We start from the raw sequence: 14,609 nt of genomic DNA, 5'->3' as shown, positions 1-14,609 counted from the left end.
CTTGCGCCAGCGCAGCGCCTCAGTCGTGGCTGAGCGCGCCGATTCGGTGGATCGAGAGGTCCGCCCCGTTGAATTCCTCTTCCTGGCTGAGGCGGATGCCCATGGAGTGCTTGAGCAGGCCGTAGACGCCGAAGCCACCGACCAGTGCCACCAGCATGCCCAGACCGCTGCCGATCACCTGGCTGAGCAGGCTGACGCCGCCGAGCCCGCCCAGCGCCGCCTGGCCGAAGATGCCGCAGGCGATGCCGCCCCAGATCCCGCACAGACCGTGCAGCGGCCATACACCCAGCACATCGTCGATTTTCCAGCGGTTCTGCGTGGCGGTGAACGCCCAGACGAACAGCGCCCCGGCAATCGCGCCGGTGGCCAGCGCACCGACCGGATGCATCAGATCGGAGCCGGCGCAAACCGCCACCAGCCCGGCCAGCGGGCCGTTGTGCAGAAAGCCCGGGTCGTTGCGGCCGGCCAGCCAGGCCGCGGCAGTGCCGCCCACCATCGCCATCAGCGAGTTCACTGCCACCAGGCCACTGATGCCCTCGATGGACTGCGCACTCATGACGTTGAAGCCGAACCAGCCGACGATGAGAATCCACGAGCCCAGCGCTAGAAACGGAATGTTCGATGGCGCGAAGGCCACCAGCCGGCCGTCGCGGTAGCGGCCGTTGCGACGTCCGAGCAGGATGACCGCACCAAACGCCAGCCATCCGCCCATGGCATGCACCACCACGGAGCCGGCGAAGTCATGAAAAGGCGCACCGAACTGGTGCTCCAGCCAGGCCTGGAAACCGAAATTGCCGTTCCAGATCAGCCCTTCGAAGAATGGATAGACGAACGCCACGATCAACAGCGTCGCGCACAGCTGAGGGCCGAAGCGCGCACGCTCGGCGATGCCGCCGGAGATGATTGCCGGGATCGCCGCAGCAAAAGTCAGCAGGAAGAAGAACTTCACCAGGGCATAGCCGTGGTCGGCCACCAGCTGATCGGCCGGCTGCATGAACGTCACGCCATAGGCGATCCAGTAGCCGATAAAGAAGTACGCCAGGGTCGATACGGCGAAGTCGGTGATGATCTTCGACAGGGCATTGACCTGGTTCTTCAGGCGCACGGTCCCGACTTCGAGGAAGGCGAAGCCGGCATGCATGGCCAGCACCATCACCGCGCCCATCAGGAGAAACAGGGTATTGGAGCCATGGACCAGGGTTTCCACGGCGCTGTTGAGGTTTTCCATGGGTTACTTCAGCCTCAGCGGGTAATACGCACCAAAACGGTAATCGTCGGGGTGTGCATGCACCGAGATGCATCACTTCACCGTGAGCGACTACCGTCACCTGCAGCCGGAGCCTGCCTCGGAAGAATTGCCGAAGCACCATGAAACCTTTGTTTTCAACGGGTTATGGAAACTGCCGGGTTTTCATCATGCGCCATTGCGGGGCTTGCACGACGACTGCTGCACCAAGCCGTAGCAATGCCTGTACCAAGCGCAGCGTCGGGCGAGGTTGATATCGGACTTCGGTGCGTTCTGAGTGGGCTTCAGCCCACCAGTCAGCGCCGTTCAGAGCGCCGACAGCGCGCGGTACTCGTCCTGGGCAAGCTGGTCGGTCATGCCGCTGATGAAGTCCTGCAGCATGCGGTTGCGGTAGTAGAACTCCCACAGCGGGCGATCGGCCGACGTCTCGGCATGGGGCTTGAGCGCCTCGTGATAGGCCTTGACCAGCTGATTGGGCAGCCGCCGCGCCAGCATCTGCAGATGCGGCTCGCTGCGACAGCCGCCCAAGGTAAGCGCGTCGAACACCGGCGCCGGCACACGCAGCAACGGCGCATAGAAGTCCAGCAGTCCCTGGAGGATGCGATAGCCCTGCAGCTGCAGCGTTTCCACCTCGCGGTGGCAGAACACCTTGTCCATCGCCACATCCTTGAAGGTCTGCACGATGGCGTTGGGCAGGCTCTCGTCCTCGAGCAAGGCGCGGTCCAGCGTGCCGTGGTACACCGCTTCGATGTTGTCGATGAACTGTCGCGCAGCGTGCTGCACCAGCGGGTGGATCATGTTCACCCGCAGCCAGATGAAGAACTCCCCGGCCTTGTTGATCGACTCCTTTTGCGCCCGCTCCAGAGCGTAGCTGACCATGCTGCGGAAACTGCGCTCCGGGCCGGGCACGGGCGCATCGACGTCGCCATGCAGGGCGAACTTGTCCAGCAGCAGCTGTGCCAGCTGCTCGATACTGAAGATGTCCTTCTCCACCGAATCCTCGATGTCAGCCAGGCAGTAGGCAATGTCGTCCGCCGCCTCCATCACGTAGGCCAGTGGGTGGCGCGTGCAGGGCTGCATCTCGAGGGCCGCCTGCAAGGCACGAACGAAGGGTTCTTCGGAAAGGTAGAAGCCAGGCTTCTTCTGCAGATAGGCGCCCGGCGTGCCTTTGTCCGGTCGCGGCATGTAGGCTGGGCGGACGTACTTGAGCAGCCCGGCGGTCTGGGTGTAGGTCAGGTTTAGGCGCTGCAGCGAGACCACCAGGCGAATCGCCTGGGCGTTGCCTTCGAAGTGGTTGAGGTCATCGAGCATGCGCTTGCGCAGCGCGGTGTCGCCCTGCCCTGGTGGCACGGCAGCGGCGAACAGTTCATCCAGGTGGCGCTCGAACCATTCGCCGATGGCGTATTCACCGAAATGGCCGAATGGTGGATTGCCGATGTCATGCATCAGGCAAGTCATCTCCACCAGGCTCTCCAGTGCCGTCTCCAGCCCATCCAGGCCAAACGTCGCGGCACGGCTGCCAAGCTGCTTGTAGAGCGTACGGACGATGAAGCGGCCGGTCTGCTGCACCTCCAGCGAGTGGGTCAGGCGGCTGCGCACTGCGGCGTTGCGCTCCAGCGGAAAGACCTGCGTCTTCTGCTGCAGACGGCGCACCGCCGCGGAATTGATGATGCGCCCGCGATCACTTTCCAACTGGTCGATGACCGCGCCCAGATTGCCCTCGCTGGCGCGCAGGCCCGGCTCGGCCTTGCCGTAAGGGCGTTGACGGGAAATCTTGTGCTTGAAGTTCACGGACTCCGGCATGCATCGTTCTCATGGCGCGAAAAACAGCCATGGAGCCTAACGCGAGCGGTCCGGGTTTACCATCGCCACCCACCCTGCCAGCCAGAACCCTACGACGGAGACAGCCGTGAGTCGTGCCGACTTTCATCACCAGAACGCCGAGCGGGCCAGTGCCGAAGCCCAACGCCTGATCGAGCAGCGCGCTGCCCTTGGCTCACGCTGGCTGGATTGGGTCGCTGGAGAGCTGTATCGCCTGAGCCCGCCGGAGTATGCCTCGATGGTGCGCCGCGAACTCGAACGATTGGCGCAGGCAGCGCAGCCTTGAACGATCCATGGACGGTCAGCGGCCCGCTGCTGTGCCCAGCATTCTCGCCGCTGCCGGGTAGCCGCAAGGCCACCGCGATGGACAAGCGACCGGCAGACGACCCACTCTGGCTGGACCGAGATGGCCTGCAAGGCGACCGTATCGCCGACCGGCGCTTTCATGGCGGGCCGGATCGCGCCCTGTGCCATTACCCGACGCAACATTACGTGTACTGGGCGCAGCGCTTTCCACAGCTGCGCACGCGACTGGGCCTCGGTGCCTTCGGCGAGAATCTGGGCGGCGAAGACCTGGACGAAGCGCAGCTGTGCATCGGTGATCGCCTGCGCTGGGGCGATGCACTGATCGAGGTGAGCCAGCCCCGCTCACCCTGCATCCGCCTGGACAGCCGTCACGGCGTGCGCGGCCTGGCGCGCGAGCTGTCCGCGAGCGGCCGCACCGGCTGGCTTTATCGGACCCTGGAGCCCGGCAGCGTGCGTCCTGGCGACACCCTGCAACTGCTGGAACGGCCCCACCCCGAAATCAGCGTCGCCTTCTTGTGGCGCTGCTTTCTCGATCCCGCACTCGCGGACGAAACCCTGCTGCGACTGGCCGAGCTGCCGTCGCTTGCAAGGTTCTACCGGCAGGCATTCGGCCAGCGCCATGACGCTCGACGCGGCCAACGGGACCAGCAGCGGCTGTTCGACTGACAGCCGTGCAAAGCGGTGCAGCAGTGCCATACTGCAGCGGTCGGACGGGCCCGGGACGACGTTGGCAAGCGCCAACGACCGCCCCGGCCGCGACAACATAGGTCCAGCCACGCAATCAGAGGTGATCACCATGAGCAAGGGAATGGACGCGAAGAAGAACAGCAAGAAAAAACCGCTGAAAACTGCGCAAGAGAAGCGCATGGCCAAGCGCGACAAGAAGAGCGGCTCCACCACGCTGCTCGGCACCCACGCCGCCACCCACTGAAACGACCGTCTCGAACGCCCGGCTGGATGCCGGGCGCTTCAGGCTCGGGCCAGGCGCAGCCGGCCGAACAGCCAGCCTCCCCACACATTGACCACCAGCCCGATCATCACCAGCAGGGCACCGGCCAGTTGCAACGAGGCCAGCCGCTCGCCCAGCAGAATGCTGGCCGAGGTCAGCCCCACCACCGGCACCAACAGCGAAAACGGCGCCACCTGGCTCGCCGGATAGCGCGACAGCAACCGGCTCCACAGGCCATAACCGAGAATGGTCGCGCCGAAGGCCAGGTACACCAGGACCAGAATCGTCTGCCAGCCGATGCCACGCAGCGCCGCCTCGATCACACCCGGTCCCTCCAACCATAAAGACAGCGCGAGAAACGGCAACGGCGGCACCAGGCTGCCCCACACCACCAGCCCGACCAGATTCACCTTGCCGACCTTGCGCGTGACGATATTGCCCAGCGCCCACATCGAAGCAGCGCAGATGGTCAGCAGGAACCCACCAAGGGTCATGCCCAGCCCGCTTTGCGCGCCGATCAGCGCAAGGCCGCAGGCCGCGATCACCAGGCCCAGCAGGTTGGCCGCGCGCAAGCGTTCGCCGAGAAACAGCGCAGCGAAGAACAAGGTGAAGAACGCCTGGGACTGTAGCACCAGCGACGCCAGGCCCGCGGGCATGCCGTGCTTCATGGCGGTGAAGAGAAAGGCAAACTGGCCCAGCGAGATGGTCAGCCCGTAGGCCAGCATCCAGCGCAGCGGTACCTGCGGACGCCTGATGAAGAACACCGCCGGCACCGCCGCCAGCATGAATCGCAGAGCACCGAGCAACATGGGCGGCACGTCGTGCAGGCCGACCATGATGACCACGAAGTTCATTCCCCAGACGACGATGACCACCAGTGCGAGCAGCAGGTCTCGAGGCGACATGACGACGCACCCTGTAATGAAAAGATTCATTAGAGCCGCGCATCCGCTCTGCCGCTCCATACAGTGAGCGCCGAATTGGCCGGCACAGTCCGGGTTGGCCGCCGATCGGGCCGACCTCGTCCTCCCCCGGTACCGGCGACGAAACCCACAGCGACGCTATAGAATTCGCGCCTGTTTCCCTCACATGAGACGAGTACGAGCATGGGCGCACAGTGGAAAGCGAAGCATAAGGAAGCGGCGGCGAACGCCAAGGGCAAGGTCTTCGGCAAGCTGTCGAAGGAAATCATGATCGCAGCCCGCAGCGGTGCCGACCCCGACATGAACCCGCGCCTGCGTCTGGTCGTCGAGCAGGCCAAGAAGGCCTCCATGCCGAAGGACACCCTGGAGCGCGCCATCAAGAAAGGCGCCGGCCTGACCGGCGAAGTGGTGCATTACGAGCGCACCCTGTACGAAGGCTTCGCCCCGCATCAGGTGCCGCTGATCGTCGAATGCCTGACCGACAACGTGAACCGCACCGTCGCCGAGGTCCGCGTGCTGTTTCGCAAGGGCCAACTGGGCTCCTCCGGTTCAGTGAGCTGGGATTTCGACCATGTCGGCATGATCGAAGCCATGCCCGCAGGCGACGCCGACCCGGAAATGGCCGCCATCGAGGCTGGTGCTCAGGATTTCGAGGCTGCCGACGAAGGCGCCACGCTGTTCATTACCGAGCCGACCGACCTCGACGCCGTGTGCAAGGCCCTGCCGGAATTTGGCTTTACCGTGCAAGCGGCGCAGCTGGGCTATCGACCGAAAAATCCGGTCAGCCTTTCCGGTGCCGAGCTGGAAGAAGTCGAGGCCTTCCTCGAGGCCATCGATGCCCATGACGACGTGCAGAACGTCTACGTCGGCTTGGCGGGCTGATACCCATCGTCTTTACTAGGTTCTGTTGACATTCGGTTAGCGGCCCCGCCGTCACCGGATGTCATCGACAATCCAAGCAGCCGGCGAGTATTCACCATGAGCAGTAGCAAACCCACCACGCCCTACAGCCAGCGCGAGCAGGGCTACCGGGAAAAGGCCCTGAAGATGTATCCCTGGGTCTGCGGGCGGTGCGCGCGGGAGTTTTCCGGCAAGCGCCTGAGCGAGCTGACGGTCCATCACAAGGACCACAACCACGACAACAACCCCGAGGACGGCTCCAACTGGGAGCTGCTGTGCCTCTACTGTCACGACAACGAGCATTCCCGCTATACCGACAACCAGTACCAGGCCGAAGCCCGGCCGGGCAGTGACCTGGGGCCGAAGGAGACCTTCAAGGCCTTCGCCAACCTGGCCGACCTGCTCAAGGGCAAGCAGAGCTGATCGGCCTGGGCGACGCGTCCTTCTACTTGACCAGCAGTACCGGGACCGATACCTCGTGGATCACCCGGTTCGCCACCGAGCCCAACACCAGCCCGGTAAAGCTGCCCAGGCCGCGGGTGCCCATCACCACCGTGTCACAGCCCAGCCGTTTGACCGCATCGTTGATCTGCTCGGCGACGTTGCCCAGCTGGGTGTGGGTCTCGCAGGTCAGCCCACCGGCCTGCAACATTGCCGCTGCCTCGTCGAGCACGCTGCGGGACTTGGCCATCAGGCTGTTGTTGAGCTCGTCGATCATGGCCGAGGTGACGTACTCGCCATAGATGATCGGCTCGTGCTGAACGTTGACCACGTGCACCTGCAGCGCCATTCCGGTATCCCGGGCCAGATCGACGACATACTGCAGGGCGCGCTTGGAGTTGTCCGAACCATCGTATGCAACCAGAAGCCTGCGCATTTCCTGTCTCCGCTGTTGGGTAGGTTTTCAGCTTAGACCAGCTGCCGCTGCGTCGTGGCCACTGCTTGCACTTGTCTTGATCTGGCACAAGCGCGCATTATCCCGCGCGCCTTTTTCTGCGCCGGAGACGCAGCTGATGAATTCCGATCAACGTCCCGTTTTCGGCGTCGCTGACGCCTCGTTCCAGGCTGCCGGCGGCGAAGCGGGCCTGCAGCGACTGGTCGCAGACTTCTACCGGGTGATGGACGAAGCGCCCGAGGCCGCGAGCGTTCGCGCGATGTACCCGGCGGATGTCAGCGAAGCCGCCGATCGGCTGGCCAGCTTCCTGAGCGGCTGGTTGGGTGGGCCGAAGCGCTATGCCGAGAAATATGGCGCCATCAGCATTCCGCAGTTTCATACCCGCTGGCCGGTCGGCGAAGCCGAGCGCGACGCCTGGCTGTTCTGCATGGAACAGGCGATCGCCAGGCAACCCTACAGCCCGGACTTTTCCGACTACCTGCTACGCCAGCTGCGCGTGCCGGCCGAGCGCATCCGCCAGGTGCAGGTCGCCTGCCCTGCCCAAACGGACCACAGCTGAATACATCGGCGACGCCTGCCGCGCGGCGGCAATGAAGCCAAAGAGCCGCAAACCGAGCGCACCCTTCTACGCTGAAATCCGCCGCAGAGGAGAACCGAGCCCTCCCCCTTGCGTCATACAAGCATGGGTAGACCAACGCGACACCCGTTCGCCGCGCAACCGGAGCTGGCTCGTTCGATGAAAATCCGCTTCGCGTCCATCAATCAACAGAAGATCCGCGAGGTTCGCGAGATCCTCGAGCCCAGTGGAATCGAGGTGAAGCCCTTTCCGATCCGCATCGAGGAGTTGCGCACCGAAGACCTTTATCAGCTGGTCAGCGACAAGCTGCTGGTGGCGTTCAAGATGATCGGCAAGCCGGTGTTCGTCGAACATACCGGGCTGTTCATCAACAGTCTCAACGGCTTTCCCGGCGGCCTGACCCAGATATTCTGGGACCGCCTGCAGGCCGAGCGCTTCTCCGAGCTGATCGGAAGGCTCGAGGACCCCGCGGCCGAAGCGCGAACCCTGATCGGCTACTGCGATGGGCGCAAGCGGCACTTCTTCGAAGGCGTGGTTCCGGGCCGAATCTCGCCGTCGCCGGCCGGTCATGGCGGCTTCGAGTGGGACGATGTATTCATCCCCGAAGGTCAGAACCAGACGTTCGCGCAGCTGGGCACGCAGAAGAACGGCCTTTCCATGCGCCGCCGCGCGCTGGATGCCTTCGTTGCCTTTCTGCGGGAGTCCTGAAGCACATGGACCAACTGCGTGACGCCTACCGCAACAACCGGCTGCTTCTCTTCGTCGGCTCCGGCGTCTCGGCGAACATCGGTCTGCCGCCATGGAAAGAGCTGATCGACGAGATCGCCGTGCAGCTCGACTACGACCCGGAGGTCTTCAACACCTACGGCAATTTCCTCGCCCTGGCCGAGTACTACCGGATCAAGAAAGGCAGCATCGGCCCGCTACGCAGCTGGATGGACCGTGAGTGGCACCGCAACATCGAGATCCGTGACTCCGAAATTCACCGGCTGATCGTGCACGGCCGGTTCCCGGCGATCTACACCACCAACTACGACCGCTGGCTGGAATACGCCCACGACGCTTATGCGGTGGATTACATCAAGATCGCCAACGCCAGCGACCTCACCAAGGCTCGCGATGGCGTCCGGCAGATCGTCAAGTTTCATGGCGATTTCGATGACGATGCCTCGATCGTGCTCGACGAGACCAGCTATTACCAACGGCTGCAATTCGAAACACCATTGGATATCAAACTGCGCGCAGATACGCTGAGCAAGGCTGTCCTGTTTATCGGCTACAGCCTGTCGGATACCAATATCCGCCTGCTTTTCCATAAGCTGTCGAAGATATGGAACGAACATGAAACGCTGGGCGTTCGCCCTATTTCATATGTCTTCTCGCACAAGCCGAACCCGGTTCAGGAAGAAGTATTGCGGCAATGGGGGATTCGCATGATCGCATCAGAGGATGACGAACCTGGCATTGCACTCAGGAACTTTCTGCAACAGTTGGTGGAAAGCTAACTCAAGAAACAGAACAAGCGAAACGGCAACGGTAGAACAACTAGCGCGACGCCGTCGAGGCGCCGCGCAGGCTTCGATCAATAATTGAAGCCAATACCGATGCTGTAAAGGAACACGCCGTCATCGTATCGATCCTGCGCATCGCTGCCGCTCTTGAACAGGAACTGATATTCCGCCATGGCGGTAATGAAGGTCTTGTCCTGTACCCAATACTTGAAGCCAACTTCCGGCCCCGCCATGAACGTCTCGTCCACCTGATCACCGTAGACACCGCCGATGCTGGCACCAATGAAAGGCCGCGCCTTGCCAGTACCGAAGTGATAGTCATAGAAGACCCGGGTCGAACCGTCGAACTTCACGCTCTCACCCTCTGTATCGCGCGCATTGACGGTTTGCCTTACACCCCACAGGGACGCTTCGCTCAAATACTGACCCCAACTTCCCTGTACGGAAAACACAGTATCGTCAAAGTCCTTGTCGCTGCTTCCTGCGCCACCCAACGTGATTTCCTTGTCGCCGGTCATGGGTGCCGCTCCGGCAATAGCCGGAAGCATTGCGACAACCATTAAGGAAGTTTTGAAAAGTCGATTCATGACGGCACCTCTTATGCTTGTTTTCAATTACGCATTAACTCTGCGTAGGGGTGAGACAAGCATGTAAAACGGATGGTTGCCGAAAGAATCGACGAATGACCTGCATTTCATCAGAAATCACAGGAAAGTGCTTTAACAGGATGATTCTTATCGATTTATGACCTAAACAAATATCAATAAGCCATCACTCCCAATAACAGTACGGGCAATTACAGGCTTTACTCTTCAGCGCGCCACATCCGCCTCTTCCATATGTACCTCCAACGAGTGCTCGTCAGACTGTCGGTCGAAGTAATGGCTGAAAGCTAGATATATCCATACCGGCATCAATGCAAGCCCGACGACTACGCACGTCCAGGCCAGCACAGCACTGCCTTCGGGATCCGGAAACAGCAAGCGCCCGACGCCGACCAACAGGGTATATACGGACAGTGCCGTGACCGCGACGGCGAACAGCCGGACGCCCAGCGCCTTGAGTGATTCCCGACGATCAAAGCCACAGCGCGCCGCGGTTTTGCCCCAGAACCCGAAGGGCCGAACACGCCGATAGAAGCGGTCAAGGGTTTGCGTATCGGTTGCAGGCGTGACGAAGCTCACCAGAACCGCCGCACTGCAGGTCACCAGCGACATGATGCTCAGACGGACCCACTCGCGCTCCGGATCCGTGCCGAGGAAGTACAGCAGCAGGGGCGCGGTGATCAGCGAAAACACCATGGCCGTCAGCTCGGAGTACAGGTTGATCCGCTCCCATAACCAGCGCAGCACCAGCACCGAGCCCATGCCGGCTCCGAACAGCAGCGAGATGAACCAGGCGGTCTGGATCGAACCGAGGTTAGCCATGATGATCATCGCGATCAGCAGGATGAGCACGTTGGACAGCCGCGCCACCAGCACCAGCTCCTTGTCCTTCGGCTTGCGCTTGAGCAGTTTCGGCGCGACCACGCCGCCGTAGACGTCGTTGCTCCAGTAGGAGGCGCCCCAGTTCAGATGCGTGTCCACCGTCGAGGCGAGCGCCGCCAGCAGCCCCACCAGCATCAGGCCACGGAAGCCCGGCGGCAGCAACTCATCGATGCCGGTGACGAACAGCGCCTCGCGAGCGGCAGTGAAGCCGTCCGCGCTCATGTCTTCGGGGCTGAACGGATAGAGCACCAGCAGGCCGATGGCGATCGCCAGCCAGAACAGGCTGCGCAGGAAGATCTGCAGCCAGGTGAACACCAGCCCGGCGATGCGCGCTTCGCGGTCAGTCGGACAGGCCATGCTCCGCTGTGCCAGATAGCCGGTGCCATCGGAGTTCATCTGAAACAGCCACTGCAAACCGACGATCATCAGGAACGGCAAAAGCGCCTCGCCAGCGTTGCTGGGCGGTGCGAACGACAGCATCTTGCTGGCCTGCTCGCTACCGTACAGCTCGACGACACGGTCGGTAAGGCCACCCAACCCGCCGGCGGCATCGACCACGAACCAGGCGTAGGCCAGCGTGCCCAGCATCGCCACACTGAACTGCATGACGTCGGTCTGCACCACCGCGCGCAAGCCGCCAGTGATCGAGTACATGGCGGTGAATGCCAGAATGAGCAGAATCGAGATGAGGTTGTTGGTACTGGTGGTCAGCTGATCGAGGTCCGTGATGCTCTCGCCCAGTTCGATGCCGCTTGCCTGAACCGCGCTCTGAATCATCCCGTAGGTGCCGCCCGGCAGCCATTCGTGCCAGGGCAGGAATACCTCGGCGATACGGATAGCGGCGACCAGTACCATCGCCAGCACCACGCAGTTGATTACCGTGCCGTAGTAGATCGCCTTGAACAACCGCAGCGGCACCACGGCTGGCCCGCTGTAGCGCACACGCGTCAGCTCCGCATCGGTCAACACGCCAGCACGGCGCCAGCCAGAGGCAAACACCCAGGCCAGCAGCAGAAAGGCCAGACCGTAGATCCATAGCCGCCAAAGCGCAAACACACCGGCGGTGGCGACCAGGCCGCTGACCAGCAACGGCGTGTCGGCTGCGAATTGCGTCGCGGACATCGACACACCCGCGCGCCAGCCTTTGATGGTTCGGCCGGCCAAAAAGTACTCATGCAGACTCTGCGATGCCTTGCTGCGGGCGCGCATGCCCGCCGACAGGCCATAGAAGACAAACGCAAGCACGATCACTAAGTCCAACATCTTGTTATTCCTGTCGTTGGCGTACCTAAAGGGTGAGAGCCCGACGACCTGGGAAAAGATGCAGTGAGCGGATGAACGGCATGCCAGCGGAACAGGCTTTGGCGAAGAGGAGGCAGGCGCTAGACTGGCGCGATCGAAAACGCCCCGGACGGCCATGCCTGTACTCGAGTACCAGCGCTTACCCCAGCCGCAGAAGCCTCTGCTGGTCAAGTTCTATCGAACCCACCACAACCGCAACCGGGTGCGCCCCGAAGCCAGTTGCTGGGTTGCCAGATGCGGCGAGATCATCGCCGGCCTTTGCCTGACGCCGGTTGCCGATGGCCATTTCCTGACCGGACTACTGGTCAGCCCTGCCGAGCGCGGCCGAGGGATCGGTCAGGGACTGGTGCGCCGGGCGCTGCGTTGCGTCTCGGGGCCGGTCTGGCTGTTCTGTAAACCGGAGCTGCAAGAGTTTTATGCCCGGCTCGGTTTCAGCGAGGCAGTACAGCTACCGCAAACGCTGGAAGATCGTCTTGCCCGTTATCGCCGCAGCAAGACATTGATCGCTCTGACTCATCGCCAGAAGGAAGACGCCATGCCCGACGCCACCCTGAATATCGCAATTGCCTGCCTGTTCGACGAACACGGACGGTTGCTGGTGGTACGCAAGCGCGGTACGCGCTTCTTCATGTTGCCCGGCGGCAAGGCCGAGCCAGGCGAAACCGCCTTGCAGACGCTCAGGCGAGAGCTGGTCGAGGAGCTGGCGCTCTCCCTGGAAGATCGAGATCTTGAGTCGCTAGGACAATTCCGGGCGCCGGCAGCCAACGAACCGAACCATCAGGTCCAGGCGCAGGTGTTCGTTGGACGCCTTCCGCACCCCGTCAGCGTTCAGGCAGAAATCGAAGAGATGGGCTGGCTGGATCTGGAACCCTGCCACCGTGATGACGTTGCGCCACTCTTACGGACGCAGATTCTGCCGGCCTTGCTCGAGCGCGCAGCCGCGCGCGCATGATCTGCCGAGCGCCACTCAAGGAGAGATCGGATCGCTGGCCGGGAAGGTTTCCTCGATGGCTTCGTCGAGCTGCTCTTCGTCCGCCTCGTCCGGACGCCGGGCTGCATCGTCCCGGTCCTCGGGCGACTGCTCATGCTGCTGATCACCGTTCATGTTGACCTCCGTGATGGCTGTTGAGCCTTAGGCCGTGCGAAGGCAACTCGGTTCAGTCCACTTTTCTCAAGGCAAAAAAAGGGGCGGGATACGATCCCGCCCGCCTCCTTCCCTGTTCCCTTGATCCCTTCTCATCGTCCTGATGGCACCGCGTCCTGCGATGATCCCTGACCTTCATCCTGAAGGCCGTGCTAATCCCTGAGCACGTGGGCGATATTAATGATCGCAGGGCCAAGGACAACTGCGTCAGGTCGCCACATTGCCCGCAGCCCGTGCCGAATAAACGATTAAAACCCTTTAAAAATCAAATAGTTACCAAGATACTCACAAGTCAGTAGCGGTTCAGCGAGGCTGCTACGTTGGCTTTGCTTACATCGCTTGTAAGTGAATGCTTACAAACGATATCGAAGAAGTGGAAACTCAGGACGATTGGCTTAAGTCGATCGCACGAAGCCATTACCTTCTGGGCAAGCGTACGAACAAGCCGCTGCGCCGACCGGGGCCTCCGGCCGGCGCAGCGTTGCGCTCACTGGAAAAGCGCGTCGCTGGACAACCCGTTGCGCTCGAGAATCTCGCGCAGGCGGCGCAGCGCCTCGACCTGGATCTGGCGCACGCGCTCGCGCGTCAGGCCGATCTCTTGGCCGACTTCCTCCAGCGTCGAAGCCTCGTGTCCACGCAACCCGAAGCGACGGATGACGACCTCGCGCTGCTTCTCGGACAAATCCGACAGCCACTGATCGATACTGGCCGAGAGATCGTCATCCAGCAGCAGCTCGCATGGGTCGGTTGGTCGATCGTCGGTAAGCGTATCGAGCAATGTCTTGTCGGTATCCGGTCCGAGCGAGACGTCCACCGAGGTGACCCGCTCATTGAGGCCGAGCATGCGCTTGACCTCGCCGACCGGCTTCTCGAGCAGGTTGGCGATCTCTTCCGGGCTGGGTTCGTGATCGAGCTTCTGCGTCAGTTCGCGAGCTGCACGCAGATAGACGTTGAGCTCCTTGACCACATGGATCGGCAGGCGAATCGTCCGGGTCTGGTTCATGATGGCCCGCTCGATAGTCTGCCGGATCCACCAGGTCGCGTAGGTCGAGAAACGGAAGCCGCGCTCCGGATCGAATTTCTCCACCGCACGGATCAGCCCGAGGTTGCCCTCCTCGACCAGATCAAGCAGGGAAAGGCCGCGGTTAACGTAGCGCCGGGCGATCTTGACCACCAGGCGCAGGTTGCTCTCGATCATGCGCTTGCGCCCCGCCGGATCGCCTTTCTGCGCAAGACGCGCGAAATGCACTTCTTCTTCGGGGGTCAGGAGAGGGGAGAAACCGATTTCGTTGAGGTACAACTGGGTCGCATCTAGCGCCCGGTTGTAATCGATGAACTTGTGCTGTTTGCTGGATGCGGCCTTGGGTCTGCCTGCACCGGCAGCCTTGGTCACTTTGTCTTTCTGGTCGAAGTGGATGGGCGTTTCCATGAGCAGAACCGCATCGTCGACGTCAAACTCCAGCGCTTGGTCTTTAAGTGCCATTATTCTTGTCCTGTTCCGAGTTCGACAACAGGCCCAAGCGACGCGGGTCCTTGGCTACGCTCAAG

The 14,609-nt window shown here is 62.0% G+C and carries 17 protein-coding genes; 9 read left to right on the top strand and 8 right to left on the bottom strand.

Translation table 11 applies throughout. The features are described 5' to 3' along the window. Nucleotides 1-19: 19 nt before the first annotated feature. Nucleotides 20-1,228, bottom strand: coding sequence for an ammonium transporter (locus tag OUY36_RS08260; protein WP_063543866.1), 1,209 nt, complete (start codon nt 1,226-1,228; stop codon nt 20-22). A 324-nt stretch (nt 1,229-1,552) separates the two neighbouring features. Continuing rightward, nucleotides 1,553-3,049: a dGTPase gene (gene dgt, locus OUY36_RS08255; RefSeq protein ID WP_267937504.1), complete on the bottom strand. Its 1,497-nt coding sequence runs from the start codon at nt 3,047-3,049 to the stop codon at nt 1,553-1,555. Between the two features lie 106 nt (nt 3,050-3,155). Between dgt and OUY36_RS08250 the strand changes: the two genes are divergently transcribed. The 3 genes from OUY36_RS08250 (at nt 3,156) to OUY36_RS08240 (ending at nt 4,304) form a co-directional block, all read left to right on the top strand. Then, a complete protein-coding gene (locus tag OUY36_RS08250; RefSeq protein WP_102840877.1) occupies nt 3,156-3,353 on the top strand; it encodes a hypothetical protein in 198 nt (65 codons plus the stop codon). 77 nt (nt 3,354-3,430) lie between these two features. Continuing rightward, nucleotides 3,431-4,039 carry an MOSC domain-containing protein gene (locus OUY36_RS08245; protein WP_436785620.1) on the top strand — a complete coding sequence of 203 codons (609 nt, stop codon included), beginning with the start codon at nt 3,431-3,433 and terminating at the stop codon, nt 4,037-4,039. Between the two features lie 130 nt (nt 4,040-4,169). Continuing rightward, the gene (locus OUY36_RS08240; RefSeq protein ID WP_256070182.1) at nt 4,170-4,304 is read left to right on the top strand and encodes a hypothetical protein; all 135 of its coding nucleotides are present in this window, start codon (nt 4,170-4,172) and stop codon (nt 4,302-4,304) included. A 38-nt stretch (nt 4,305-4,342) separates the two neighbouring features. On the opposite strand, the gene OUY36_RS08235 is transcribed toward OUY36_RS08240, so the two are convergent. Beyond that, complete coding sequence (locus tag OUY36_RS08235; RefSeq protein WP_102840875.1) at nt 4,343-5,227, bottom strand: EamA family transporter; 885 nt, start codon at nt 5,225-5,227, stop codon at nt 4,343-4,345. Nucleotides 5,228-5,428: 201 nt separating this feature from the next. On the opposite strand from OUY36_RS08235, the gene OUY36_RS08230 reads away from it, so the two are divergent. Together OUY36_RS08230 and OUY36_RS08225 are read left to right on the top strand one after the other, a co-directional pair. Further along, on the top strand, nt 5,429-6,127 hold the full coding sequence (locus OUY36_RS08230; protein WP_267937500.1) for a YebC/PmpR family DNA-binding transcriptional regulator: 699 nt from the start codon (nt 5,429-5,431) through the stop codon (nt 6,125-6,127). A 96-nt stretch (nt 6,128-6,223) separates the two neighbouring features. Next, nucleotides 6,224-6,568 (top strand): YajD family HNH nuclease, encoded by a 345-nt coding sequence (locus OUY36_RS08225; RefSeq protein WP_102840873.1) that lies wholly within the window; start codon nt 6,224-6,226, stop codon nt 6,566-6,568. Between the two features lie 22 nt (nt 6,569-6,590). Here the strand turns inward: OUY36_RS08225 and OUY36_RS08220 are convergent, their stop codons facing one another. Beyond that, nucleotides 6,591-7,022 carry a universal stress protein gene (locus tag OUY36_RS08220; protein ID WP_063543852.1) on the bottom strand — a complete coding sequence of 144 codons (432 nt, stop codon included), beginning with the start codon at nt 7,020-7,022 and terminating at the stop codon, nt 6,591-6,593. Between the two features lie 136 nt (nt 7,023-7,158). Here OUY36_RS08220 and OUY36_RS08215 point away from each other — a divergent pair, with 136 nt between their 5' ends. From OUY36_RS08215 to OUY36_RS08205, 3 genes are all read left to right on the top strand, one after another. Further along, complete coding sequence (locus OUY36_RS08215; RefSeq protein WP_267937498.1) at nt 7,159-7,599, top strand: group II truncated hemoglobin; 441 nt, start codon at nt 7,159-7,161, stop codon at nt 7,597-7,599. Nucleotides 7,600-7,776: 177 nt separating this feature from the next. Continuing rightward, nucleotides 7,777-8,325 carry a non-canonical purine NTP pyrophosphatase gene (locus tag OUY36_RS08210; RefSeq protein WP_063543848.1) on the top strand — a complete coding sequence of 183 codons (549 nt, stop codon included), beginning with the start codon at nt 7,777-7,779 and terminating at the stop codon, nt 8,323-8,325. Nucleotides 8,326-8,330: 5 nt separating this feature from the next. Then, the gene (locus OUY36_RS08205) at nt 8,331-9,122 is read left to right on the top strand and encodes an SIR2 family protein (protein ID WP_267937497.1); all 792 of its coding nucleotides are present in this window, start codon (nt 8,331-8,333) and stop codon (nt 9,120-9,122) included. Between the two features lie 77 nt (nt 9,123-9,199). Here the strand turns inward: OUY36_RS08205 and OUY36_RS08200 are convergent, their stop codons facing one another. Both OUY36_RS08200 and OUY36_RS08195 read right to left on the bottom strand, forming a co-directional pair. Then, on the bottom strand, nt 9,200-9,715 hold the full coding sequence (locus OUY36_RS08200; protein ID WP_063543844.1) for a hypothetical protein: 516 nt from the start codon (nt 9,713-9,715) through the stop codon (nt 9,200-9,202). Nucleotides 9,716-9,940: 225 nt separating this feature from the next. Then, entirely contained in the window at nt 9,941-11,878 is a 1,938-nt protein-coding gene (locus tag OUY36_RS08195; RefSeq protein ID WP_267937496.1) for a sodium:solute symporter family protein, read from the bottom strand. Nucleotides 11,879-12,032: 154 nt separating this feature from the next. On the opposite strand from OUY36_RS08195, the gene OUY36_RS08190 reads away from it, so the two are divergent. Continuing rightward, nucleotides 12,033-12,869 (top strand): GNAT family N-acetyltransferase, encoded by an 837-nt coding sequence (locus OUY36_RS08190; protein ID WP_267937495.1) that lies wholly within the window; start codon nt 12,033-12,035, stop codon nt 12,867-12,869. Between the two features lie 15 nt (nt 12,870-12,884). Here the strand turns inward: OUY36_RS08190 and OUY36_RS08185 are convergent, their stop codons facing one another. Continuing rightward, nucleotides 12,885-13,022, bottom strand: coding sequence for a hypothetical protein (locus OUY36_RS08185; RefSeq protein ID WP_267932521.1), 138 nt, complete (start codon nt 13,020-13,022; stop codon nt 12,885-12,887). Between the two features lie 526 nt (nt 13,023-13,548). Continuing rightward, nucleotides 13,549-14,544 carry an RNA polymerase sigma factor RpoS gene (gene rpoS, locus OUY36_RS08180; protein ID WP_063543840.1) on the bottom strand — a complete coding sequence of 332 codons (996 nt, stop codon included), beginning with the start codon at nt 14,542-14,544 and terminating at the stop codon, nt 13,549-13,551. Nucleotides 14,545-14,609 lie beyond the last annotated feature (65 nt).

The organism is Stutzerimonas sp. R40042, from assembly GCF_026642215.1.
Classification (GTDB): domain Bacteria; phylum Pseudomonadota; class Gammaproteobacteria; order Pseudomonadales; family Pseudomonadaceae; genus Stutzerimonas; species Stutzerimonas frequens.
Note: the sequence above shows the minus strand (reverse complement) of the source record. Positions and strands in the feature narration are given on the sequence as shown.